This window comes from Pseudomonas fluorescens group sp. PF-69 (assembly GCF_054481235.1).
On sequence record NZ_JBTMNC010000001.1, the window covers coordinates 6,292,504 to 6,315,944 of the forward strand.

Annotated in this window: 24 protein-coding genes; 14 read left to right on the plus strand and 10 right to left on the minus strand. The window is 57.4% G+C overall.

Features of this window, described 5'->3' with window-relative positions; all coding sequences use genetic code 11:
• The first annotated feature begins 489 nt into the window (after nt 1–489).
• Together ACX3YF_RS29320 and ACX3YF_RS29325 are read left to right on the plus strand one after the other, a co-directional pair.
• On the plus strand, nt 490–1,383 hold the full coding sequence (locus ACX3YF_RS29320) for a sensor histidine kinase (protein ID WP_103406307.1): 894 nt from the start codon (nt 490–492) through the stop codon (nt 1,381–1,383).
• A complete protein-coding gene (locus ACX3YF_RS29325) occupies nt 1,380–2,039 on the plus strand; it encodes a response regulator (RefSeq protein WP_130210421.1) in 660 nt (219 codons plus the stop codon). Before ACX3YF_RS29320 ends, ACX3YF_RS29325 begins: the two co-directional genes overlap by 4 nt.
• Here ACX3YF_RS29325 and yegS read toward each other — a convergent pair.
• A complete protein-coding gene (yegS, locus tag ACX3YF_RS29330) occupies nt 2,023–2,934 on the minus strand; it encodes a lipid kinase YegS (protein WP_458974734.1) in 912 nt (303 codons plus the stop codon). The genes ACX3YF_RS29325 and yegS overlap by 17 nt on opposite strands.
• Before the next feature lie 227 nt (nt 2,935–3,161).
• Here yegS and ACX3YF_RS29335 point away from each other — a divergent pair, with 227 nt between their 5' ends.
• Nucleotides 3,162–3,473, plus strand: a complete 312-nt coding sequence (locus tag ACX3YF_RS29335) for a hypothetical protein (RefSeq protein ID WP_458974735.1) — start codon at nt 3,162–3,164, stop codon at nt 3,471–3,473.
• A gap of 64 nt (nt 3,474–3,537) precedes the next feature.
• Here the strand turns inward: ACX3YF_RS29335 and ACX3YF_RS29340 are convergent, their stop codons facing one another.
• Both ACX3YF_RS29340 and moaB read right to left on the minus strand, forming a co-directional pair.
• Nucleotides 3,538–4,764, minus strand: a complete 1,227-nt coding sequence (locus tag ACX3YF_RS29340) for a molybdopterin molybdotransferase MoeA (protein ID WP_458945748.1) — start codon at nt 4,762–4,764, stop codon at nt 3,538–3,540.
• Nucleotides 4,748–5,287 (minus strand): molybdenum cofactor biosynthesis protein B, encoded by a 540-nt coding sequence (moaB, locus tag ACX3YF_RS29345; RefSeq protein ID WP_047527249.1) that lies wholly within the window; start codon nt 5,285–5,287, stop codon nt 4,748–4,750. The genes ACX3YF_RS29340 and moaB overlap by 17 nt, the downstream gene beginning before the upstream one ends.
• Nucleotides 5,288–5,377: 90 nt before the next feature.
• On the opposite strand from moaB, the gene mobA reads away from it, so the two are divergent.
• Both mobA and ACX3YF_RS29355 read left to right on the plus strand, forming a co-directional pair.
• The gene (gene mobA, locus ACX3YF_RS29350) at nt 5,378–5,977 is read left to right on the plus strand and encodes a molybdenum cofactor guanylyltransferase MobA (protein ID WP_130210429.1); all 600 of its coding nucleotides are present in this window, start codon (nt 5,378–5,380) and stop codon (nt 5,975–5,977) included.
• Between the two features lie 77 nt (nt 5,978–6,054).
• On the plus strand, nt 6,055–6,276 hold the full coding sequence (locus ACX3YF_RS29355) for a YgdI/YgdR family lipoprotein (RefSeq protein WP_047527245.1): 222 nt from the start codon (nt 6,055–6,057) through the stop codon (nt 6,274–6,276).
• Between the two features lie 95 nt (nt 6,277–6,371).
• Here the strand turns inward: ACX3YF_RS29355 and ACX3YF_RS29360 are convergent, their stop codons facing one another.
• The 5 genes from ACX3YF_RS29360 to ACX3YF_RS29380 all read right to left on the minus strand — a co-directional run bounded on the left by ACX3YF_RS29360 (nt 6,372) and on the right by ACX3YF_RS29380 (nt 9,805).
• A complete protein-coding gene (locus tag ACX3YF_RS29360) occupies nt 6,372–6,650 on the minus strand; it encodes a hypothetical protein (RefSeq protein ID WP_130210431.1) in 279 nt (92 codons plus the stop codon).
• A 161-nt stretch (nt 6,651–6,811) separates the two neighbouring features.
• Complete coding sequence (locus ACX3YF_RS29365; RefSeq protein ID WP_458945751.1) at nt 6,812–7,702, minus strand: pseudouridine synthase; 891 nt, start codon at nt 7,700–7,702, stop codon at nt 6,812–6,814.
• 70 nt (nt 7,703–7,772) lie between these two features.
• Entirely contained in the window at nt 7,773–8,090 is a 318-nt protein-coding gene (locus ACX3YF_RS29370; protein WP_047527238.1) for a hypothetical protein, read from the minus strand.
• A 170-nt stretch (nt 8,091–8,260) separates the two neighbouring features.
• Nucleotides 8,261–8,497 (minus strand): glutaredoxin family protein, encoded by a 237-nt coding sequence (locus ACX3YF_RS29375; protein WP_130210435.1) that lies wholly within the window; start codon nt 8,495–8,497, stop codon nt 8,261–8,263.
• A gap of 99 nt (nt 8,498–8,596) precedes the next feature.
• Nucleotides 8,597–9,805 (minus strand): ammonium transporter, encoded by a 1,209-nt coding sequence (locus ACX3YF_RS29380; RefSeq protein WP_047527233.1) that lies wholly within the window; start codon nt 9,803–9,805, stop codon nt 8,597–8,599.
• A 328-nt stretch (nt 9,806–10,133) separates the two neighbouring features.
• Here ACX3YF_RS29380 and ACX3YF_RS29385 point away from each other — a divergent pair, with 328 nt between their 5' ends.
• From ACX3YF_RS29385 to ACX3YF_RS29425, 9 genes are all read left to right on the plus strand, one after another.
• A complete protein-coding gene (locus ACX3YF_RS29385; RefSeq protein WP_047527230.1) occupies nt 10,134–10,448 on the plus strand; it encodes an ElaB/YgaM/YqjD family protein in 315 nt (104 codons plus the stop codon).
• A gap of 1 nt (nt 10,449) precedes the next feature.
• Entirely contained in the window at nt 10,450–10,839 is a 390-nt protein-coding gene (locus tag ACX3YF_RS29390) for a phage holin family protein (protein WP_130211396.1), read from the plus strand.
• On the plus strand, nt 10,836–11,177 hold the full coding sequence (locus tag ACX3YF_RS29395; protein WP_130211397.1) for a hypothetical protein: 342 nt from the start codon (nt 10,836–10,838) through the stop codon (nt 11,175–11,177). Before ACX3YF_RS29390 ends, ACX3YF_RS29395 begins: the two co-directional genes overlap by 4 nt.
• Before the next feature lie 129 nt (nt 11,178–11,306).
• Nucleotides 11,307–12,470 (plus strand): EAL domain-containing protein, encoded by a 1,164-nt coding sequence (locus ACX3YF_RS29400; protein WP_130211398.1) that lies wholly within the window; start codon nt 11,307–11,309, stop codon nt 12,468–12,470.
• A gap of 168 nt (nt 12,471–12,638) precedes the next feature.
• Entirely contained in the window at nt 12,639–13,967 is a 1,329-nt protein-coding gene (locus tag ACX3YF_RS29405) for a deoxyguanosinetriphosphate triphosphohydrolase (protein WP_130211399.1), read from the plus strand.
• Between the two features lie 180 nt (nt 13,968–14,147).
• Nucleotides 14,148–14,537 carry a response regulator gene (locus ACX3YF_RS29410; RefSeq protein ID WP_458974736.1) on the plus strand — a complete coding sequence of 130 codons (390 nt, stop codon included), beginning with the start codon at nt 14,148–14,150 and terminating at the stop codon, nt 14,535–14,537.
• A gap of 212 nt (nt 14,538–14,749) precedes the next feature.
• On the plus strand, nt 14,750–15,376 hold the full coding sequence (locus tag ACX3YF_RS29415; protein ID WP_047527217.1) for a response regulator transcription factor: 627 nt from the start codon (nt 14,750–14,752) through the stop codon (nt 15,374–15,376).
• Nucleotides 15,377–15,384: 8 nt separating this feature from the next.
• The gene (locus ACX3YF_RS29420) at nt 15,385–19,026 is read left to right on the plus strand and encodes a transporter substrate-binding domain-containing protein (RefSeq protein WP_458974737.1); all 3,642 of its coding nucleotides are present in this window, start codon (nt 15,385–15,387) and stop codon (nt 19,024–19,026) included.
• 48 nt (nt 19,027–19,074) lie between these two features.
• Complete coding sequence (locus ACX3YF_RS29425; protein WP_458974738.1) at nt 19,075–22,020, plus strand: HD domain-containing phosphohydrolase; 2,946 nt, start codon at nt 19,075–19,077, stop codon at nt 22,018–22,020.
• Here ACX3YF_RS29425 and ACX3YF_RS29430 read toward each other — a convergent pair whose 3' ends face one another.
• Together ACX3YF_RS29430 and ACX3YF_RS29435 are read right to left on the minus strand one after the other, a co-directional pair.
• Complete coding sequence (locus tag ACX3YF_RS29430) at nt 22,021–22,503, minus strand: GAF domain-containing protein (RefSeq protein ID WP_130211402.1); 483 nt, start codon at nt 22,501–22,503, stop codon at nt 22,021–22,023.
• Complete coding sequence (locus tag ACX3YF_RS29435; protein WP_196585312.1) at nt 22,500–23,390, minus strand: DUF815 domain-containing protein; 891 nt, start codon at nt 23,388–23,390, stop codon at nt 22,500–22,502. The genes ACX3YF_RS29430 and ACX3YF_RS29435 overlap by 4 nt, the downstream gene beginning before the upstream one ends.
• Between the last annotated feature and the right edge of the window lie 51 nt (nt 23,391–23,441).

Genomic DNA, 23,441 nt, shown 5'->3' on the forward strand with positions numbered 1-23,441 from the left:
CGACAGAACGCCCCGTATTTCTTTTTTCCCCAATGACGACTCAGCAACTTGAGCAAACACACATCGCAACTGGCTATTGCATATTTAAGCGACAACCCCCAACAAATAACTAATCTCCTCGACAGCCGACAGCCTAGGGTTTTGCCTGATATTAAATGACAAAAACCTATAGACAAACGGCACCCCCTGCGCCGACGAAACAGCCTCCTTTTTGCTGGCTGGAGCCAGGGTTTGGACTCGTGTTTCCTGACTCCAAGGACATCTATCGCGTACGCGACCAACGGTATCTTAAGTGTTATTATGCCGCCCAATAGTTTGCGTCAAGTAATGGCACCGTGATTGCAGACGGTCGTAATCCGATCAAGTTCAAGACTGGATTCTTAGTCAGAATACGCCCCGTTGAAGTCGATGCCTGATACTAAAAAACATAGACCCGTCAGCTTGCATGACCGGTCTGCCCGCAGCGAACATCCATTGGCTCCATCCGCTATGCACGCCAGCCTCAAGTCCATCGCCAAGTGGCCACCTTCCAGAGAAAATGCAAGTCGGTTCACCCTTGCTCTGTGCGCCGCCTCGACGCTCGGCAATCTGCTGATCTACAGCCTGTCCGCGTATCTGCCACCAGGTTTGCTGGTGCTCAACATAGCGGCACTGGGCTGCGTCTGGATGCAGTATCACCTGTCGCGCAAGTCGATCAAATTTCAGCCTCAGGAGTTGGCCGACCGCTTGTTGCAGGTTCAGGAAAACGAGCGTCATCGACTGAGCCGGGAACTGCATGACGACATCGGTCAGTTGCTGACGGCAGCAAAGCTTCAAAGTGACTGGCTCAGGCGCCGGATGCCGGAAGACCTGCAGGGACAATGCTCGGTGCTCTGCGATACGCTGGACGAAACCCTGACCAAAGTTCGCGATGTATCGGCCATCCTCAATCCCCGACAACTGACCAGCCTTGGGCTGGAAGCCAGCCTGCGTGCGCATTTACTCAAGACGCTGACCAATACGTCGGTACACTGGAGCCTCGAATGCCACCAACGCCTGACGGGCATCCCGGAAGAAATGGCAGTGGCCGCTTTTCGAATCACTCAGGAAGCGATCACCAACATACTGCGGCATGCCGAAGCGAAAAACCTTCTGGTCTGCCTCCAGCGCTTGCCGCAAGGCCTGTCGCTGCTGATCAGTGACGACGGCCTGGGGTTTGCGCCGGCTACAGATCCCGGTCGCGAGGGGCAACGCGGTATGGCCGGGATGTCGGAACGGATCGCTCAGTTGGGTGGCACACTGACCGTGACCAGCGAACCGGGCAAAGGCACTCAAATCGAAGCTCTCCTCCCTTGGGCACCTCGCGCGCTCGAACGGGCCAGTACGAAAAAGGTTATACATTGACTTGTAACTTACTTCTGGTGGATGACCACTCGCTGATCAGGGCTGGCGTACGCGCCCTGGTGCTCGACCTTCCTGGCTACGCGGTCATTGGCGAAGCCGATGACGGCTCGCAATTGCTCGCGATGGTCGAGCATCTGTCCCCGGATATCGTACTGCTGGACATTTCCATGAAGCAAATCGGCGGCGTTGAAGCCTTGCAGCAGCTCAAGCGTATACGCCCTCAGGCCAAGGTGCTGATCCTGTCGATGCACACCGACCCGGCACTGATCATGCAGGCGCTGGAATCGGGCGCCCATGGCTACCTGCTCAAGGACACCACAGCCACTGAACTGGAACAGGCGCTGGAGGCGTTGCGAAACAACGAACGTTACCTGAGCCCGGCCATCGCCCATACGGTTATCAACCAGGCGCTGACCCGAACCCAGAAAAACCAGACGGAATCCGCTGACTCGCACAACCTGACGCCCCGTCAGCTGGAAATCCTTCGTTTGATTGTTCGAGGAAAATCCACCCGGGAAATCGCCAACGGCCTGGGCCTGAGCGTCAAGACTGTCGAAACCCATCGCTCGCAGATCATGAAACGCTTGCAGATCTTCGATGTGGCAGGCCTTGTTTTATTCGCCGTGCGCGAGCAGATCATCAGCCTGGACGATTAACGCTGGCGCCCAACAACGGCGAATGTTCGGGCAAATGCACCCGTAACGCCCCCGGTCGAGCCGAGAATCGCAGGCTGTCACCTTCCAGCGGCTCGCCATCGAGGTTGATGTAGAGGCCTTCAGAGGCCTTGATCTCGACCCATGGCAGGCGTGCCCGCACGAACATATTGTCGATACCAAAGCCATCGGCCAGCAGGTTCTTCAAGGTGCCCACCAGTTCCTGCGGTGCCGGCAAAATGCTGATATCGAGCAGACCGTCGTCCGCCAACGCTTGTGGACATAACACATGGCCGCCTCCCGCCTGCCGGCCATTCCCGATGCCCAACGCCAACAGCTCGCCACTCCAGTGAAAATCCGGCCCGTGCAACTCGCCATAAGCCGCGTGCAACTCACTGAAACGTGACAGGCCCGTGAAGAGATACGCAGCGCCACCGAGGACTTTTTTCAGCTCCTCCGAGGTATTGGCGGTGACCTGGCTGCCGAAACCGCCCGTGGCCATGTTCAGGAACACTTGCCCGCCCACGTCCCCCAGATCGATGACGCTGGGCGCACGCTCCAGAAGTTCCAGTGCCTGATCCGGCTCCAGAGGAATACCGGCGGCGCGGGCAAAATCATTGGCGGTTCCCAGAGGCATCAGCACCAGACTGGCCTCGGTCGAATGCGCCGCCATGGCCTCGGCAATATCACGCAACGTGCCATCGCCACCGCCAGCAACGATTCGCCGGTAGCCGGCGGTCAGTGCTTCATTCACCAGCCGCTGCGCGTCACCGGCCTCCCAGGTCACCCGGACAGCCAGTTCCCAACCCTGCTCACGCTTGCTTTCGACGGCAGCACGCACTGCCTCGTTGAGCGCCTGTTTACCATGCAATATCAACAGCGCCTTGCGTTCGCTCATCGGTGTCACTCCCGAAATTGATTGGCCTATGGGAGATGTTGACCGCGACGCTACCGATAAAAGTCGCAGGACATTGAATTATTTCCAGTCGAGTCGACTTGAGCCCTATGTAGCGGGATTTTTCTTACAAAACGTGAGGAATCGGCTCAATTGACCAGAAAGTGTGATTGGTCCACTTTGGTGCCTTCGGCTTTTAGTGATCAGCAACACAAACGCAAGGACGTGCCATGCAGAGCCATCACTTCAGCCTATCGGTGTTTCCGGTCGCACCGCTCGCAGAGAAACAGGCCAACCAGCCGGCTGAAATCAAAAACAGCATGAAATCCAACGGAGAAGTTGATATGGAACCTCGCGTCATTGAACTGGAAACACGCCTCAAGTCCATCCGAAGGGACATGGAAGACATTCGCAGTGACGTCAAATCCATCAAGCACCGACTCGCCTATTCAGCTGGCGGAACAGCCGTAGTCCTCGGGCTTCTCGGCTGGATCGCCAATAGTCGTTTCGAGCAGCTCGTGACACTGCTTCTGGCGAATTAAAGCCTCATCAACGCAAAACCCGGTTCGATCAACCGGGCTTGCAAGGCGAAGATTGTTCACCGGGTCAGCCCAGGACTTCGCTCAACGGTATGAAGTACACACTGTCACCTGCGACAAGCGTACGATCCTCGAGCACCTCAACCAGTCCATCGGCCCAGGCGGCGCTGCGCAACACCCCGGAACTCTGGTTCCTATAGATGATCGCCCGACCATTCTCCAGGCGACCGCGCAAATACTCGCGTCGATTGCCGGCTTTGAGCCAGTCAAATCCCGCCTGTACCTGCACTTTCAACGGCTCGACTTCTTTTACCCCCTGACGACGCAGGAGATAGGGCCGTGTCAGCAAGGCAAAGGTCACCAGGGTCGATGCCGGATTGCCGGGCAAGCCAATGACCGGAACGCCACGGAAGTGCCCGAATGTCAGTGGTTTACCGGGTTTGATGGCGAGTTTCCATAATGCCAACTCTCCCTCTTCCCGCAAGGCAATGCCCAAAAAGTCCGCCTCACCTACCGATACGCCCCCCGTCGAGAGAATCAGATCGACATCCTTCAACTCGCCAAGGCGCGCGCGCGTGGTGGTCAGGTCATCCGGCAGAATGCCAGCATCGATCACTTCGCAACCCAAACGCTGTAACCAACTGCAGAGCAGCACACGGTTGCTGTTATAGATCTGGCCAGGCCCCAGCGGCTGCCCGGGTTCAATCAATTCGTCCCCGGTGGAAAGAACCGCAACACGAACTTTGCGAATCACGTCCAGCTCGGCACACCCCAGCGAAGCTGCCAGGCCTTGCTCGATAGGCCCCAGACGAGTCCCCGCCGGCAAAATCAGTTCACCGATGGTGGTTTCCTGGCCTTGTGGACGAATGTTTTGCCCAAGGGTCATGGTTTCGGTGAAATGTACTCGCTCATTCGCCTGGATGACCGCGTTTTCCTGCATCTCGACGCAGTCAGCACCCGCCGGTACAGGGGCACCCGTAAAGATCCTGGCACAGGTACCCGACTGCAATGGCTCGGGTGCCTGCCCGGCAAATATCTTCTGACTGACAACCAACGGCTCACCCGTCCAGTCAGCCAGGCGCAAGGCATAACCGTCCATGGCGCTGTTGGGCCACGGGGGCAAATCAAGGGTCGACACCAAATCGTCCGCCAGCACACGGCCCTGAACCTGCGCCAACGGCAAGCGTTCACGCTCATGAATCCGCGAGTTGTCGGCCAATTCCAGCAGGCGTGCCAGCGCCACCTCGACCGGCATCAGGCTGCCGGTCTTGCCCGGTTTACCCACGGGATTCACAGGGTGCCGCCTGTTTCAAATGAGCCACGAAATTACAGGGGCGATGGCGCGAGTCCAGTTGTTCGGAAAGAATGCCATCCCAACCGGTGCGCACTGCATTGGTCGAGCCTGGCAGGCAGCAGACCAGCGTCCCGTTCGCCAGACCGGCCAGGGCGCGGGACTGAACAGTGGAGGTGCCGATGTCCGCCACCGAAATCTGCCGGAACAACTCACCGAACCCATCGACTTGTTTATCGAGCAGGCAGCTCACCGCTTCCGGGGTGCTGTCGCGACCGGTAAAACCGGTGCCGCCGGTGATCAGCACGACCTGCACCACATCATCGGCAATCCAGTTGGCGACTTGCGCGCGAATTTTGTAGAGGTCATCTTTAAGCAATACCCGGGAGGCCAGGTTATGGCCGGCAGCCGTCAAGCGGTCGACGAAGACCTGGCCTGAGGTATCGGTTTCCAGGGTACGGGTATCGCTGACAGTCAGCACCGCAATGTTGAGCGGCGCGAAAGGTACATCAGCCTTGGCTTTCATAGGCTCGTCCAGTTGTAGGAGAAACAGCCCGGTGTTATATCACAGCGCCTCATTTTTTCGCCGCCCTCCCATGTCTGATGGAGAACTGCCATGACTTCGAATCAGCTGCCGCCCTGCTCCATTCTGCTCCTGGCAGGCGGTCGCGGCCAGCGCATGGGAGGGCAGGACAAAGGGTTGCTGGACTGGCACGGTGAACCGCTGATTGCACATCTGCATCGCAAGACACGGCCACTGAGCGATGACCTGATCATCTCCTGCAACCGGAACCCGGAAAAATACGCGCCTTATGCCGACCAACTGGTACATGACGACGAAGGTGACTTTCCCGGGCCGTTGGCCGGCATTCGTGCGGGATTGAAAGCCGCTCGCCATACACATCTGCTGGTCTTGCCGTGTGATGTTCCGCGCATCGATGCCGCGCTGCTCAACAGCATGCGCGTAACCGCCAACCAGCATCCCGACAAGCCGTTGATGCTGCGCCATGGCGATCATTGGGAACCTCTTCTGTGCGTCATTCCCGTGGCACTTCGCGCTGACTTCGAAAGCGCCTGGAACGACGGCGAGCGCAGCCCGGGCCGACTCATGCGCAAACTGGGGGCTACCGCATTGCAGTGCCCTGATAATGATCCACGCCTGGCCAATCTCAACACACCGGAACTGTTAAGCGCGCACAACACTGTGTCAGACTGAACCTATCAAGGAACTTGCACGATCTGCATACGTCTCAAGCTCAGTAACCAAAAGAATTCATTTTCGGAGATACACCCATGACTCAACGGATCCTGGCCACTTTCATGCTCGCACTGGGTCTCGCTACCCTGGCCGGTTGCGCGTCGCCCGCAGTGATCACCTTGAACGACGGTCGCGAAATCCAGGCCGTCGACACGCCACACTATGACAAGGATTCGGGCTTCTACGAATTCGAACAACTGGATGGCAAACAGACCCGCATCAATAAGGATCAGGTTCGCACCGTTAAAGAGTTGTAATTTGCGCAGCGGACACTGGATACAAGAATGCCCCGATTTGTCGGGGCATTTTTTTGTCTGCATCAGAATCATGAAGCCAAACCGGATTGACGCGATTACGGATTCGGCTCGTTGCTCAGCTTATCCGCGCGTGACAGGGCTTGCGTAGCTTCGGTAACGCATTTCGTGTCATCCCCGGCGCGCTTGGACGCTTCGGCACTGGCCAACAACCGCCTGACTTCCATGGTGGTGTTTTCAGAGGTGGCTGGCAGGCTCGTGACTTTGTCCTTGAGCTCCTGAAGCTTGGCGGTGCAGAGATTGTTGTCTGCGGCGAATGCAGGAGAGGCCAACATTGCAGCGCAAATGAATATTCCAGCGAAAGCGGTACGTTTCATGGGTGTCTCCTTGCACGAAAGGTCTCGGTGTTACCGGGCGATCCGGCTGCTGTGCCGAGGTCGTTGAAAGCCACGATCGCGAGGCCTTATCAACTGACTGTAGAGCGGCCCTTAAATTCGATATTTTTTGCAGGCATGGCTAAATAAAACGCCCTGGCTCATCACCATTGAAGGGTAATGGCGCTCTCGAACTCTCGTTCCTGCCCCGTGACCGGATCGACAAATTTCAGTCCTTGGGCCAGCAGCTTCAAAGGATTGGCATAGTCATCCTCGACATCCTTGAGCACCCGGGGATAAAACGGATCATTGCAAATGCTCGCACCCAGCGCCGTCATGTGTACCCGCAGCTGATGCTTCTTGCCTGTCACCGGGTAAAGTCCATAACGCCAGAGATCCCCGTTTTTCTCCCTGACCTCGACGGCTGTCTCGGTATTGCAGGCGCCCGGCCCTTCCTGCATGCGGAAAAAAGGCTCGCCATCGACAAGACGGCTCTTGTGCACCAAGGGAAATGAGAGATCAGGCAATGCCCCGGCAATGGCCTCATACCGTTTCTCGATCTGCCGCGCAGGAAACAACGACTGATACGCCGATCGGCTCTGCGGGTTGGCAGAAAACAACACAAGCCCCGCGGTATGCCGGTCAATTCGATGCAAGGGCACCAGGTGCGGGTTATCCAGCCGACGAATCAGCCGTCTGAGCAAGGTCTGCTCCACATACTCCCCGGCCGGAGTCACAGGCAGAAAATGCGGCTTGTCTGCCACGACCAGATGCTCATCCGCGTACAAGATCGACTCGACCACCGGGATCGTTTTTTCGTCCGGTATTTCGCGGAAATAGTGAATTTTCAGGCCTTCCCTGTAAGGCAGATCAACGGTGATGGGCGCACCTTGGCCGTCGAGGACGCGGCCGCGGGCAATTCGATCCAGCCATTGTTCACGCCCGATGGCACTGAAGTGCTCGCACAGGCAGTCGAGCACGGTCTGCCACGGGCCAGGGGGCAAATAGAGCGTGCTTGCCTGGTGGTGTGCAGCCGAAAAAGTTGAAGTGGACATACGAAAGCTCTAACCCTCAATGCAGGGCGGCATTATCCGACAGAGACAGGAGTGAGCCTAGAAGAGATTCTCAAGCAGGAATCTGCTTGCGCGCCGCGGCTTCTGTGTACTCCTTGAGCCAGCGCAGCACATCGACCGCCTCCCAGCGTGCCGGGTCATAAAGCGCATACAACAAACCCTGGTAGCCCACGACGTCCAGTTGCCGGTGATAGCCAGCGCGCTGAAACAAGGCTTCGATTTCTGCGAAACAGGTATTGAAATGCAGCTTGTTGAAGGGGGTTTTGCCTTCCGTCACCAGACCATCAAGACGCAGTTCGAGAACCGCTTCGCGTACTACGTCCACCGACATCCGGTTCACGCTGCTTTTCAATTGTTCGACATTGACCACGATTCATCCCTCTCACGCCCGGGCTCGCCTGCTCAAACCCTGAAGTCAGGGGTGACAAGGTCGGCAATCCGGATAACTGTATGCGCATACAGTATCCGAATCGCATTGATTAAGCCAAGGGGATCATTCGCGAAGATCGACAGGCGGGAACAGGCCATCGCAAAAAACGTTTATCGCAGGAACGCCACCACCTCATCGGCACTGAACGGCCAGCCTAGCTCCGCGCCGTTATCGACCCGCCGTAAAACAGGAATGCGCAGACTGTAGGCTTCGAACCAGGTTTCGTCTTCAGCGATATCCACCAGTTCCACCAGCAAGCCGCGCTCAACAAATTCCATCAGCATGGCTTCGGCCACTTCACAGAGATGGCACCCGAGGGTGCCGAACAACTGACATTCAGGAAGCATGAGCGCTCAACCTAAAAAATTAAGTGCTTATTCTAGGCCTGCCCTGAAAAGCCGTCGAGCCATTGAGTCCTCTGCCTTGAAACGTAAATTTCAGTGGTCTCAATCCTGGCTGACAGCACCAATCTTGTGGACCGACAAGTCTGCACCGTAATACTCCTCCTCCTGACTCAACCGCAGACCATGGAGCGCCTTGATCACGCCATACACCGCAAAACCACCGGTCAATGCCACGCCAACGCCCAACGCGGTACCAATTAACTGACTGATCAGGCTCACCCCACCCAACCCACCCAGCGCACCCTGACCGAAGATGCCACAAGCGATACCGCCCCACGCGCCACACAGGCCATGCAGGGGCCAGACACCCAGCACATCGTCGATATGCCACTTGCTTTGAGCGGCGGTGAAACACCAGACAAACAACGCACCGGCAATCGCACCGGTCACCAGCGCGCCCACCGGGTGCATCAGGTCGGAACCGGCACAGATGGCCACCAGGCCGGCCAATGGACCGTTGTGCAGAAAGCCCGGGTCATTGCGTCCGACGATCAATGCCGCCACGGTGCCGCCAACCAAGGCCATCAATGAGTTCACCGCCACCAATCCACTGACACCTTGCAGGGTTTGGGCGCTCATGACGTTGAAACCGAACCAGCCGACAATCAGGATCCACGAACCCAACGCCAGAAAGGGAATGCTCGAAGGCGCGAACGCCACCAGGCGTCCTTCGCGATAACGGCCATTACGCGGCCCCAGCAACAGCACCGCCGCGAGCGCCAGCCAACCGCCCATGGCATGGACCACCACTGAGCCGGCAAAATCATGGAAACCTGCGCCAAAACGTTCCAGCAACCAGGCCTGCAAGCCAAAGTTACCGTTCCAGATCATGCCCTCGAAAAAGGGATAGACGAACGCTACGATCAAGGCGGTCGCGCACAACTGCGGGACGAACCGGGCGCGTTCGGCAATGCCCCCGGAAATGATCGCCGGGATCGCCGCCGCAAAGGTCAGCAGAAAGAAAAACTTCACCAGGCCATAGCCGTGATCGGCATTGATCACCGCGGCCGGTTGCATGAAAGTGACGCCGTAGGAAATCCAATAGCCTATAAAGAAGTAAGCCAGGGTTGAAACGGCGAAGTCGCTGAGGATCTTCGATAACGCGTTGACCTGGTTTTTTTGCCGAACCGTTCCGACTTCCAGAAAGGCAAAACCGGCGTGCATGGCCAAAACCATGACAGCGCCGATCAGAATGAACAACGTGTTTGAGCTATGGACCAGGCTGTCCACAGCGCTTTGCAGATTTTCCATGGATTTGGCAGACCTTTAAGGCTGAAAAAAGCACCAAAGCAGTTCGTTCGGGCAATCCATGCACCAAGTTGTGACCTGTCCGCATCGAGCAGGTCACCCCCAATGAACCGATTTGGCGCACAGGGTTCGTCATGGCCAACGATGACCAGGACAATTTCACGGGTTTTGATTGTTTGAGTTATGGTTTTACTGAAATCATGCCCAGCGACAGCGCAACGGCGCAGACTGACGCACCACGACATAGCAAAAGTTGTACCAGTCATTTGTACTGAACCTTCACCCAAGGCTCATACTCGAACGTTTCAGAAGCCACTTATGGAGATCACCAATGGCCAGCATCAAGGCAAAGACTGCTCAAGAAATCCTGATGAGCGATTTTCAGACTCTGGTCAACGACACCGAACGGTTGCTGGAACACACCGCCACCCTGGCCGGTGATCAGGCCGACGAGCTGCGCGACCAGATCCACGACAGTCTGTTGCGTGCCCGCGAAACCTTGCGACTGACCGAAGACTCCCTGCGCGACCGCGGCAAGGCAGCCGTCACTGCCACCGAGGACTATGTCCAGGCCAACCCATGGCAATCGGTCGGGATCGCGGCCGGCGTGGGCTTCCTGATTGGCCTGCTGGCGACGCGGCGCTGATATGGCAATCGGTGAATCCGGTTCGTCCGAGACGGGGCAAAGCTCCTCACCGCGGCGCCTGGGCGCTGCATTCCTGGGCCTGCTGCACAGCCATGTCGAGCTGTTCGGCATCGAACTGCAGGAACAAAAAGCCCGTACCGTAAGCCTGTTGCTGTTTGCCGGGTTGGCGCTGGTGTTTGCGTTGCTGTTGCTGGTGGGGTTGTCGACGCTGGTGCTGATCCTGTTCTGGGACACCTATCGTCTACCGGCCATCATTGGGCTCTGTGTGTTTTACGCTCTCGCCGCCATTTTCTGCGGCCTGCGCCTGAAAGCGGCGATCTTCGATGAGTCCTCTCCCTTCCACGGCACTCTGGAAGAGTTGGCCAATGACCGGGAGCGCCTGCTGCCATGAGCCTGCCTGAACTGCCTCGAAACAGCTCGCGCACAGAGATGCGCAAGGCGCTGATTCGCCTGCGCATGGAAATGCATCGCCAGGAAATCCGCCACGAGTCCGCGCAACTGCTGCAACCCCTGAACCGTGTGCGCGGGATGACGCAAAGCCTGCAGGACGGCTTCGGCATCAAGCACGCTCCACTCTGGGGCGTCGCCGCCGTAACGTTGCTCGGTTTCCTGACCGGCAAAGGCGCAAAAAACGGCGGTGGTCTGAGCAGCCTGACCCGGCTGATTCGGCTTGGCACCACATTGGGGCCCCTGATCAAGCTGATCTTGCAAGGCTCATCGCGTAAATAGCAAACCATCGCAATCTGGCTACATTCTTGCAACACACACGGGCTGCACCTCTTTATCGAGGGGTTCAGCCCTGTTCGCCCACCCGGTGATCAGACTCATTCCAAAAACAAGATCCGCTAAGGAGGCCTCGTGATCGACGGGCAACCGCTCGCTTGCTTTCAGCCGTTCATCGATACCGCTACGGGCCGTATCGCGGGCGTAGAGGCTCTGGGTCGACTGCGACAAGCCGACGGTCAATTGGCTTCAGTGGGTCCGCTGTTCGCCGACCCGCGAACTAACGCCATCATCCTGCGTCGGCTGGACCGCCAATTGCGCGATGACGCCTTGAGGCGTCTGCATGAGGCGCCTTCCGACTGGTTCTTGAGCCTGAACATTTCACCACGCTGGATCAGCCGCCTGCGTCCAGACCAGCCGCTGCCGAGCCTCAAGCAACTGAGCAGTCATGGCATCGATCCACGGCGAATCGTCTTCGAGATCACGGAACTGGGGGGCGATATCCAGCGCCTGGCCCAAGTGGTGACGCGTTACCGTCAGGCCGGCGCACGGATCGCCATCGACGATTTCGGTGCCGGCTACTCTCAACTCGATCGCGTTCTGGCGTTGCAGCCAGACATTCTCAAACTCGACATGCGCCTGTTCCAGGCGGCGGCACTGGGTGGGCCCAGCACTGACGTGGTCAAGGCCCTGGCCTTGATGGCCGAGAAAACCGGTTGCTGGATCATCGCCGAAGGCGTGGAAACCGAAGCCCAACTGAATTTTGCCCTGGAATGCGGCTCACGCTACGTGCAGGGTTTTCTGTTTGCCGGGGCGCAAGAGGATTTCTTCGCCACCAACGCCTTTGTCGAGCGTTTTGCACAACTGCGCCAACGTTATGTTCAGCAAAAGCTGGCCGAGCGTGGTCGCTTGATGAACATGCGCCAGCAACTCGGCGAACTGATGGCGATCCTTCAAGCCTGGGCACAAAACCGCGCCCCGCTCAGCGCCCTGCCCCAACTGGATGCCTTCCCCTGGCTGTTGCGCTTCTATCAATGCGACCGGCACGGAACCCAACTGACGCCAAACCTAGAATGGCGCAATAACGGCTGGGTCGCCGATAACCGTTATCTGGGCCACAACTGGTCGTGGCGCCCCTATTTCTATCATCTGTTGGCCGAGGGCTGGGATGAGCGTCGACTGACCCTTTCCAACACTTACCGCGACGCCACCAGCAATCAGTACTGCCTCACCGCCGGACAATTTTTCGACAATGGCGAACGTTTGCTGCTGATCGATATCGATGCCGTCGGGCTCTAGGAACCGAGACCGCCCGGCGATGGCGGCAGCTGACTCGACGTTGCAGCGCCCGATGCACCACCATCGCCGGCAAGTCTTGCACCTGCAGGCATGCGTGTTTTTCCCTTGCAGGTCCTGATGCGAACCGGGAAGCTAAAGCAATCAGTCACCTGACGGAGAGAACCAGCCTTGGATTGGCACACCCTGCTTACCCGTGAACGTCTTGGAAAACCGCTGCACAGTCCGGAAGAACTCGGTCGCAGCCCCTTTCACAAAGACCATGACCGCATCATTTTTTCGGGAGCGTTTCGGCGTCTCGGGCGCAAAACCCAGGTTCATCCGGTTTCGAGCAACGACCATATCCACACCCGTCTGACCCATTCCCTTGAAGTGAGCTGCGTGGGTCGTTCACTGGGCATGCGTGTCGGCGAAACCATCCGCGGCGCCCTGCCCGACTGGTGCGAACCCAGTGACCTTGGGATGGTGGTGCAATCAGCCTGCCTGGCACATGACATCGGCAATCCGCCGTTCGGGCATTCCGGTGAAGATGCGATTCGGCACTGGTTCCTGCAAGCCGCCGGCCGTGGCTGGCTGGACGCAATGAGCGAAGCGGAACGAAGTGACTTCCTCAATTTCGAAGGCAACGCCCAAGGGTTCCGGGTGCTGACGCAGCTTGAGTATCACCAGTTCGACGGCGGGACGCGTCTGACCTACGCCACCCTGGGCACCTACCTGAAGTATCCATGGACGGCCCGGCACGCCGACTCGCTGGGTTACAAAAAACACAAATTCGGTTGCTATCAGAGCGAGCTGCCGCTACTGGAACAGATCGCTCACAAACTCGGCCTGCCGCAACTCGAAGAGCAACGCTGGGCACGTCATCCGCTGGTGTATCTGATGGAAGCCGCCGATGACATTTGCTACGCGTTGATCGATCTCGAAGACGGCCTGGAAATGGAGCTGCTGGAATACACCGAAGTCGAGTCCCTGTTGCTGAATCTGGTGGGCGATGACCTGCCGGAAACCTATCGCCAGCTTGGCCCGCAGGATTCGCGTCGACGCAAACTGGCGATCCTGCGAGGCAAAGCCATCGAGCATTTGACCAATGCGGCGGCCCGGGCCTTTGTCGAGCAACAGGACGCGCTGCTGGCCGGCACCCTGCACGGCGACTTGGTAGAGCACATGCACGGCCCCGCCAAACGCTGCGTGCTGAACGCCAAGGACATGGCGCGCAAGAAAATCTTCCAGGACAAGCGCAAGACCCTGCACGAAATCGGCGCCTACACCACGCTGGAAATCCTGCTCAACGCTTTCTGCGGCGCGGCGCTTGAGCAACACGGTGGCCGGACGCCATCGTTCAAGAGTCGGCGGGTTCTCGACCTGCTGGGCAACAACGCCCCCGACCCCAACGGCTCGTTACACACATCGTTCCTGCGCATGATCGACTTCATCGCCGGCATGACCGACAGCTATGCCAGCGACATGGCACTGGAAATGACCGGTAGTTCCAGCCACTGACAAGAACCGGAACATCAGCCATTACGCCCCCCTTAATGGCTGATGTCCCCCGAAAACTGCAAGTGCGCTCAAGGTTAACGGAAATCCCCTACAGCTCCTGTCGAGTGAACTGATCGATTTATCCGCGTTTCCCACGGAACAATCACGCCTACTTTGTTCGATAGAAAAAGCGTGAATAATATGATCAAAGACAATCTGCGCATCTTGTTGGTGGAAGATCACCCGTTTCAGCTCAGAGCCACTCAGTACCTGCTCGAGAGTTACGGCTTCACCCAGCTAACCACCACTGACTGTGCCCAAGGTGCATTGCAACTAATGCTCACCGCAACACAACCGTTCGATATTCTTTTGTGCGACCAATGTCTTCCCGATCTCTGTGGCCTTGATCTGGTCAAATTCGCCAGTCATCAAGGGATGATCAAACAGGCAATACTTCTAAGTAGCCTGACACCCGCCGAACTGGACCAACTTGAACACATGGCAAACACCCATGGACTCCCGTTGCTGGGCTACTTGATCAAGCCTTTGAAACAATCAGAATTCAGAAAATTATTGACCCTGACCCCATAACAAATAACAACAAAAAACCAGCACTAAATATTACAACTAAACCCTAACAAAGTTTATTGATCCTTATAAAAAACCTAGTTGACACGTAGGCCCATTCCTTTTTGCATGTAGGAACATTCTGATAATGGCGCTACGACTACCTCAGTTCATACGTCACCTCAACTATCTGAGCTAAGGTGCGCGCTTTATTTGAGCTTGCATGGAATTTTATTATGAACTCCGTTTTTATTGTCGACGATCACCCTGTCATCCGACTTGCCGTCCGTATGCTGCTGGAACACGAAGGTTATGAAGTCGTTGGCGAAACTGATAATGGGGTCGACGCCATGCAGATGGTTCGCGAATGCATGCCCGACCTGGTCATTCTCGACATCAGCATTCCCAAGCTGGATGGCCTGGAAGTACTGGCCCGCTTCAACGCAATGAGTACCCCACTTAAAACATTGGTATTAACGGCACAATGCCCGACACTTTTCGGTATTCGCTGCATGCAGTCCGGTGCTTCTGGATATGTCTGCAAACAGGAAGACCTGAGCGAACTGATCAGTGCCATTAAAGCAGTATTGTCAGGTTACAACTATTTCCCAAGTGAAGCGCTCAACCCGGTTCGCGGCGATGAAGCGCGTTACGCCGAACTCGAACTGTTCAAGTCAGTAAACGATAGGGAACTGATGGTATTGCAACTTTTTGCCCAAGGCCGCACCAACAAGGAGATCGCCAAAGGCATGTTTCTGAGCAACAAAACTGTCAGCACTTATAAAAAGCGTCTCATGCAAAAGCTCAAGGCCAAATCCCTGGTTGAACTTATCGAAATGGCAAAACGTAACGCTTTGGTGTGAGAAACAGGATGCTCAGTCGTTTAAAGGATTTTCTGATACTCACGACAGCAGGCTTATGCCTGAGCACCTCATTGCTCGCGGCGCAGGATGGTGAGGATTACGTCTTGCTCAGCCGCTCGACGGCCGGAAATCTGGAAGTCCAACTGGATCAATCGCAACGACAATGGGCCAGGAACAAACGTGAATTGGTTCTGGGTACCTCAGCACCGGATTATCCACCGTTCGACCTGACCCTCAGCGGCCACGACTATGAAGGCTTCACTGCCGATTATGCGGGCATACTCGGCAAGGCCACTGGCTTGCCCATCAAGGTTCAGCGCTTCTCGTCCCGGGGAGCCGCAATCGAAGCACTCAAAAGCGGAGAGGTTGACTTGCTCGGCACCGCCAATGGATTCGAAGCGCGCAATGCCGACATCGTACTGTCGATGCCCTACGCGGTGGACCAACCGGTCCTGGTGACACGCGAAGGCGAAACCCGATCACTGACAGACGGCCTTGCCGGTCTGCGCCTGAGCATGGTGTATCACTATCTGCCGCTGGAGGAGGTCAAGGCTCTCTACCCGAAGGCGATCATTACATCCCATCCGTCCTATCAGAACGCGATCAACGCCGTAGCCTTCGACCAGGCGGACGTGTTTCTCGGAGATACCATTTCGACCCATTACATGATCAACAAGGGCTACCTGAACAACATCCGCATGGCCAACTTCGGCAAACACGAAGCCCACGGATTCAGTTTTGCGGTGCACAAGAACAACCCGGAACTGCTCGGTATCATCAATACGACGCTCATGGCGATCCCTGTCAGCGAACGAGAAAACATCGCCAAGCGCTGGAGCGCCGGCAGCGACATTCTGCTCACCGATCACAAGCTGGAGCTCAGTTACGGCGAAGAACGCTGGCTGGCGCAACACCCGGTGGTCCGCGTAGTCGTCAATGAAGCACTCGCGCCACTGACGTTTTTCGACAGTGACGGCAACTTCCGCGGCGTTGCCGCCGACCTGCTTGAACTCATCAGGCTGCGAACCGGCCTGCGCTTCGAGATCCAGCGCAGCCGAAGCGACAGCGACATGATTCAGCGGATCAGAGACAACCAGGCCGATCTGATCGCCGCTCTGCTGCCCAGCGCAAAACGGGAAAGGCTGCTGAATTTCAGTCGACCCTATCTGCAAAACTCCAATGTCCTGTTGACGCGCAAAGCCGCAGACAGCCCTGCCAATCTTACGCAACTCCATGACAAGCGCCTGGCCATCGCCCAAGGTAATCCACTGATAGATTTTTTGCGTACCGAGTTCCCGCAGATAAAACTCGTCAAAATGCCGGACACGTTCAGTGCCGTGGAAATGCTTGCCGAGGGCCAGGCAGAAGGTGCAGTGAGCTCTCTGGTGATCGCCAACTACTTCATCTCATCGCGGCTCTTCGAGCACAGCCTCCAAATCAGCACCACCATCGGCACCGAGCAAGCGGCATTCTCCCTGGCCACCGGCCGCAACGCCAAAGAACTCAATGACATCCTCAACAAGGCGCTGTTGAGCATCTCGCCGGAGGAACTGGGGATTATCAACAGTCGCTGGCGTGGTTATTCAGCATCCTCACAAAGTACCTGGCGCACCTATCATCGGCTGTTCTATCAAATCGTCATCGGCGCAGGCGTGCTGTTGTTAATTTCCATGGCCTGGAACGCGAACATGCGGCGCCAGATCAATCAACGCAAAGCGGCCGAACGCGCATTGAACGATCAATTCGAATTCATGCGCTCACTGGTCAACGGCACGCCACATCCGATTTATGTACGTGATCGCCAGGGTCTGCTCCAAAGCTGCAATGACAGCTACTTGCAAGCCTTCAATGCAAAACGCGAAGACGTCATTGGCAAGAGTGTCATTCAAGGCACTATGAGCAACGCCTTCGAAGCCCGGGAATATCAGGCCGATTACCAGCGTGTCGTGGCCGAGGGCACACCCCTGATTCTTGATCGTGAACTGCACATCGGTGGACGCCGGTTGACGATCTATCACTGGATTCTCCCCTACCGTGACTCTAGCGGCGAAGTGCAAGGCATCATCGGTGGCTGGATCGACATCAGCGAACGGCGGCAACTGTTCGATGATCTGCGTTGTGCGAAAGAACGCGCCGACGAAGCCAACCGGGCCAAAAGCACATTCCTGGCCACCATGAGCCACGAGATCCGCACCCCGATGAATGCAGTGATCGGCATGCTCGAATTGACGCTCAAGCGTATCGAACAGGATCACCCGGATCGTCCAGCCATCGATGTGGCGTACAACTCGGCAAAAGACTTGCTGGAATTGATCGGCGACATTCTCGACATCGCCCGCATCGAATCGGGGCACTTGAGCCTGAGCCCGGAGCGTGTCAATCCGCAGGAAATCGTCACGTCAGTAGCACGTAACTTCGATGGACTGGCCCACCAGAAAGGACTCGAATTGCGGCTGGAGTTCAACCCGGCCAACCCACCGATCGACGTCCTGCTGGACCCATTGCGTTTCAAGCAAGTGCTTTCCAACCTGGTCAGCAACGCCATCAAATTTACCGAGCACGGTCAAGTCAGGATTATCGTCGAGCTGCAGCCGTCCGCCGAGCCGGGCCAGGTACGAATGCAACTGCAGGTCGAGGACAGCGGTATCGGAATCAGCGAACAGGATCAGCAACGCCTGTTCGAGCCTTTCGCTCAGGCCGATAACGCCGGACAGTCCGCCAGGGGCGGCACCGGGCTTGGCCTGGTGATCAGCCGCGGTTTGTGCGAAAGGATGGGGGGCAGCCTGCAGTTACGCAGTCAGCCGGGGCTGGGCACTCAAGTGGGCATTACCTTGCACCTGCCCACATTGCCACTTGAACCTGGGCCGAAAGTGGTTGAAACAGACACACCCGCGGCATTAACTCCCCTGAATGTACTGGTAGTCGATGATCACGCAGCCAATCGCCTGCTCATGTGTCAGCAGCTGGAGTTTCTGGGCCATCGATTCAGCGTCGCCGAGGATGGTCAGGCAGGATTCGAGCTATGGAGAGCCGGCACTTTCGATCTGGTCATTGTCGATTGCAACATGCCAGTCATGAATGGTTACGAGCTAGCCCGCGCCATTCGCCGCCAGGAATGCCAAACGCTACAACGTCCGTGCACCGTACTGGGATTTACGGCCAATGCACAGCCGGAAGAAATTCAACGTTGCAAACAGGCCGGGATGGACGATTGCCTGTTCAAACCGCTGACCCTGACGGCCTTGAGTCAATGGGTTGAGGGCATGGAACCCATGGTCCTCACCCCCGTTTTCAGCCTGCAAGGATTCGAGCTGATGACGGGAGGCAATCCCGTACTCAACCGACGATTGCTGACCGAGCTGATCAATAGCAATCGTCTGGACCGACAAAGCTTGCTGGCGTTATCCGGGTCCACGGATCCACAGGTTTTTCTCGATATCGCCCACAAGATCAAAGGTGCCGCCCGAATCGTTCAAGCCTCCCGATTGATCGACACCTGCGAAGCGCTTGAAGCGGCCTGCCGCAGCCTGTTCGAGCCCGGCAGGACGGCCGAATGCTGCAAGGCCATCGAGAGCGCCATGCTCGAATTGGACCAGGCATTGCTGCAGCAAATTGGGCAAAACGACGGAAGCAAAATCACAGAGCCTTAACTATGCTTGGACGCTGAGCAGTGCGTTAACCATCATGGAGTGAACTGCATGCCCAACCCACTGCGCCCGGATCAACGGCGGTTTCCCCTGCACGTTCATATCAGCGTGATGTTCACCCTGCTGTTGTTGCTGACCGGGGTGGTGTTGGGCATTTTCAATTACCGTCAAACCACGCAGATCATTCTTTCCAGCAGCGAAAAGCTCTTCAATCGCATCGAGCAGGATGTCCGCCTGGATCTGCAGGCGACCTACGAGCCGATACGACATCTGCTCAGCTTGTTGGTGCTCAACCCCGCCGTGCAAGGCTCCGACCTTCAGCAACGCCTGGCGCTGCTCAAACCCTTCAGTCAGTCGCTGCGGGATAACCCGGATCTGGCATCCCTGTACCTGGGCTATGGCAATGGTGATTTTTTCATGGTTCGCCCGCTGCGCGCCCCGCAGCTGAAAACGCTGCTCAACGCCCCGGAAGCAGCGGCTTACCAAGTGTGGAGCATCGAGCGAGACACCCTCGGTCAGGCTCATTCCCAATCGTTGTTTTTCGATCAGGACCTGGCCTTCATCAGTCGTCACGAAGACCCCACCGACACCTACGACCCACGTAGCCGCGCCTGGTTTTCAAGCGCCAGCCGCGACAGCACCCAGATCACCACCGAACCCTATGTCTTTTTCTCTACCCACAACGTCGGCACCACGCTGGCCCTGCGCAGCGGCGACCATGCCGTGATGGGCGCCGACCTGACCCTGGAAGAACTCAGCGCCACCCTGGCCAAACATGTCGTGACGCCCGCCACCGAGATCGTGCTGTTCGATGCCCAGGGCAATGCCATCGCGTATCCCGACAGCAGCCGCCTGATCGTCGACGACCAGACGGCGCGTCTGATCAAGGCCGCCGACCTGAGCCCCAGCCTCGGCGCCCTGCTCAAAAGCCCTCCCGAGGGCAATCGGTTGAATGCCGGCGGTCGCCAATGGATCGTGGCCCGCAGCAGCATGCAGGAAGGCGGTCCACAAGGTCTGCAGTTGGCACTGCTGGTGCCGGAAGACGAATTGCTGGTCGATGCCTACCGCATGCGCTGGCAAGGTGCGCTGATTACTCTGGCGACACTGCTGTTGTGCGTTCCTCTGGGTTGGCTGACGTCCAGGGTGTTGGTCAAACCTCTGCGCGCGTTGGTACAGGAAGCGGATGCGATTCGCAGCTTCGACTTCAATTTCCCGCTTTCCCGTCGCTCCCCGGTGCTGGAAGTCGATCAACTGAGCGTGTCGATGGCGCGCATGAAAGACACTCTGGCAAGCTTCTTCCAGATCACCGACAGCCTGAGCGCCGAGACCCGTTTTGCGCCGCTGATGGAGCGGGTGTTATTTGAAACCGTGAAAATCGGCCAGGCCCAGGCCGGTCTGATTTACCTGCGCGAAGGTGACGGTGATCGCATGGAGCCCCAGGGCCTGGTCATCAATGACACCGCTGAAACGCTGTCATCATTCGATATCCACGGACATGATCTTCAAGACCCGAAAACTCCAGCCTGGATGCAACAGCTTTCGACCGCCGACAATGTCGTCAGCCATATCGGCTTCGAACAGGCGGGGGATTTGCAAAAAGTGTTGCTCGCACTGGCTTGCCCCCGGGTTCATCTGATCGGTATCCGCTTGCACAATCGTCATAACGAAACCGTGGGCCTGCTGGTGTTTTTATTGGCCGACAGCGGTAACCAGAGTGACCTGGAAAAACTTCGGCCCGACCGTATCGCGTTTCTGCAGGCGGTGTCCGGTGCGGCAGCCGTGAGTATTGAAAGCCAGCGCCTGCAAGCCCGACAAAAAAACCTGCTGGATGCCTTCATTAAACTGCTGGCCGGCGCGATCGACGCCAAAAGCCCCTACACCGGAGGGCATTGCCAGCGAGTACCCGCCCTGGCACTGATGATTGCCCAGGCTGCCGCGGCCAGCCAGGATCCAGCCTTCAGCGGTTATCGCCCCACCGAGGATGAATGGGAGGCGCTGCACATTGCAGCCTGGTTGCATGACTGTGGCAAGGTCACCACCCCTGAATACGTCGTCGATAAAGCCACGAAACTGGAAACGCTGAACGACCGCATCCACGAAATCCGCACCCGTTTCGAAGTGCTCAAGCGCGATGCCTGGGTCCACTATTGGCAAGCCGTTGCAATGGGGGGGGAAGAGCAAGACCTGTCGCTACTGCGCGATGCCACGCTGGCGGCACTCGATGATGATTTCGCCTTTATTGCCCGGTGCAACCTTGGCGGTGAAGCCATGGCAGAAGCCGACCTGCAACGACTACGCAGTATCGGCCAGCGCACCTGGACCCGAACCCTGGATGACCGGTTGGGCGTTTCCTGGGAAGAGAACCGGCGTCAGGAACGCACCCCGGCACCGACACTGCCGGTCAGCGAGTCGCTGCTGGCGGACAAACCCGAGCATTTGTTCGAACGCATCGACGCCGAACTCATTGCCCCGGAAAATCCCTGGGGATTCAAGCTCGATGTGCCGCGCTACAAATACAATCGCGGCGAGCTCTACAACCTGAGCATTGCCCGAGGCACCCTGACGAACGAAGAGCGCTACATCATCAATCATCACATGGTGCAGACGATCCTGATGCTCAACCACCTGCCCTTCCCCGGCCACCTGCGCAACGTTCCGGAAATCGCCGGTGGCCATCATGAAAAAATGGACGGCACCGGTTATCCCAAACGCTTGAAGCGCGAAGACATGAGCCTGCCGGCGCGGATGATGGCGATTGCCGATATTTTCGAGGCGCTGACTGCTGCCGACCGCCCCTACAAGAAAGCCAAGCCCCTGAGCGAAGCGCTGGGCATCATGGCCAGCATGTGCCGGGACGCTCACATCGATCCGGAATTGTTCGGGTTGTTCATCAGCGACCACATCTATCTGCGCTACGCCGAGCGTTTTCTCGACCCACGGCAAATCGATGCGGTCGATGCGTCAAGCCTGCTGATCAAGGCAGGCTTGCGGGTTTGATCAGCAATCGGTCAGGCGCAGGAAAATCGCCGCCAGTTGCTCGATGCCGGCCTGATCCTCTGCGGTGAAACGCGCCAGTTTCGGGCTGTCGAGGTCAAGTACGCCAATCAAACGACCGTCCTTGACCAGCGGCACGACCAGTTCGCTGTTCGAGGCGCTGTCACAGGCGATATGCCCTGGAAACGCATGCACGTCTTCGACCCGTTGACTCTGCAAGGTCGCTGCCGCCGTTCCGCAAACACCGCGGCCGAACGGGATCCGCACGCAAGCGATCTGCCCCTGAAACGGGCCCAGCACCAGTTCTTCATTGCGATTGAGATAGAAGCCGGCCCAGTTCAAGTCATCGAGCTGATTGAACAGGAAGGCCGAAAACTGTGCGGCATTGGCGATGAAGTCCCGCTCGTCCGCCAGCAACGACTCAAGCTGCGCGTGCAGCATGCCGTAGCCTTCGAGGCCCTGGCCGCTCTTGTGTATATCGATCATGCCTTGTGCTCCAACAGTTTCAGCCCAACCCAATAGCGGGCAAATTGATACGCGCAACGTCCGTTACGATTACCGCGCCCGGTGGCCCAGCGCACCGCAAGGATGTCCAGTTGCTCGTCACGTTGCCACTTGAGGCCGGCCTTGTCCGCCAGTTGGCCGATCCAGTGTTCGACCACGTTGAGGAAATGCTCCTGGGTGAACGGATAGAACGACAGCCACAGTCCGAAGCGATCCGAGAGCGCGATCTTGTCTTCCACCGCCTCGCTGGGATGCAGTTCGCCGTCGACCCGCTTCCAGTTTTCGTTATCGCTTTCCTTTTCCGGCACCAGGTGGCGACGGTTGGACGTGGCGTATAGCAAAACATTATCCGGTGCTTGCTCAAGCGAACCGTCGAGTACGCTCTTGAGTACGCGGTAATCACCTTCGCCCGACTCGAACGACAGGTCATCGCAGAACAACACGAAACGTTGCGGCAGTTTGGCGATTTGTTCGACGACGCGCGGCAAATCGGCCAGGTGATCGCGCTCGATTTCGATCAGACGCAAACCCGCCTGGGCGTGCTCGGCCAGCAAGGCGCGAACCAGCGAGGATTTACCGGTACCGCGCGAACCCCAGAGCAATGCGTGGTTGGCCGGCATGCCATCAAGGAACTGTTGGGTATTGCGCCCCAGTTGCTCCACTTGGCGATCGACGCCGATCAGGTCGGAAAGACGCATGTCGAGACTGACTTCCAGGGGCAACAGAAAGCCGCTGCGTCCCTCACGCTGCCAGCGCGCCGCCAGGCTCTGGGTCCAGTCGATGGCATGCCGAGGGGTGGGCAACAGTGGCTCGATACGAGCCAGAACGGCATCGGCGCGTTCAAGAAAAGCATTCAATCGGGAATCCACGTCTTTTCCTCGGGCACGTTCACAGTAATGATGGCGATACAGCGACGAAAC

What these genes read in the sequence shown, in the direction of transcription:
- ACX3YF_RS29320 (WP_103406307.1), top strand. Translation starts at nt 490, where the DNA reads ATGCACGCCAGCCTCAAGTCCATCGCCAAGTGGCCACCTTCCAGAGAA.
- yegS (WP_458974734.1), bottom strand. Translation starts at nt 2,934, where the DNA reads ATGAGCGAACGCAAGGCGCTGTTGATATTGCATGGTAAACAGGCGCTC.
- ACX3YF_RS29335 (WP_458974735.1), top strand. Translation starts at nt 3,162, where the DNA reads ATGCAGAGCCATCACTTCAGCCTATCGGTGTTTCCGGTCGCACCGCTC.
- moaB (WP_047527249.1), bottom strand. Translation starts at nt 5,287, where the DNA reads ATGAAAGCCAAGGCTGATGTACCTTTCGCGCCGCTCAACATTGCGGTG.
- mobA (WP_130210429.1), top strand. Translation starts at nt 5,378, where the DNA reads ATGACTTCGAATCAGCTGCCGCCCTGCTCCATTCTGCTCCTGGCAGGC.
- ACX3YF_RS29355 (WP_047527245.1), top strand. Translation starts at nt 6,055, where the DNA reads ATGACTCAACGGATCCTGGCCACTTTCATGCTCGCACTGGGTCTCGCT.
- ACX3YF_RS29360 (WP_130210431.1), bottom strand. Translation starts at nt 6,650, where the DNA reads ATGAAACGTACCGCTTTCGCTGGAATATTCATTTGCGCTGCAATGTTG.
- ACX3YF_RS29365 (WP_458945751.1), bottom strand. Translation starts at nt 7,702, where the DNA reads ATGTCCACTTCAACTTTTTCGGCTGCACACCACCAGGCAAGCACGCTC.
- ACX3YF_RS29375 (WP_130210435.1), bottom strand. Translation starts at nt 8,497, where the DNA reads ATGCTTCCTGAATGTCAGTTGTTCGGCACCCTCGGGTGCCATCTCTGT.
- ACX3YF_RS29380 (WP_047527233.1), bottom strand. Translation starts at nt 9,805, where the DNA reads ATGGAAAATCTGCAAAGCGCTGTGGACAGCCTGGTCCATAGCTCAAAC.
- ACX3YF_RS29385 (WP_047527230.1), top strand. Translation starts at nt 10,134, where the DNA reads ATGGCCAGCATCAAGGCAAAGACTGCTCAAGAAATCCTGATGAGCGAT.
- ACX3YF_RS29390 (WP_130211396.1), top strand. Translation starts at nt 10,450, where the DNA reads ATGGCAATCGGTGAATCCGGTTCGTCCGAGACGGGGCAAAGCTCCTCA.
- ACX3YF_RS29395 (WP_130211397.1), top strand. Translation starts at nt 10,836, where the DNA reads ATGAGCCTGCCTGAACTGCCTCGAAACAGCTCGCGCACAGAGATGCGC.
- ACX3YF_RS29410 (WP_458974736.1), top strand. Translation starts at nt 14,148, where the DNA reads ATGATCAAAGACAATCTGCGCATCTTGTTGGTGGAAGATCACCCGTTT.
- ACX3YF_RS29415 (WP_047527217.1), top strand. Translation starts at nt 14,750, where the DNA reads ATGAACTCCGTTTTTATTGTCGACGATCACCCTGTCATCCGACTTGCC.
- ACX3YF_RS29420 (WP_458974737.1), top strand. Translation starts at nt 15,385, where the DNA reads ATGCTCAGTCGTTTAAAGGATTTTCTGATACTCACGACAGCAGGCTTA.
- ACX3YF_RS29425 (WP_458974738.1), top strand. Translation starts at nt 19,075, where the DNA reads ATGCCCAACCCACTGCGCCCGGATCAACGGCGGTTTCCCCTGCACGTT.
- ACX3YF_RS29430 (WP_130211402.1), bottom strand. Translation starts at nt 22,503, where the DNA reads ATGATCGATATACACAAGAGCGGCCAGGGCCTCGAAGGCTACGGCATG.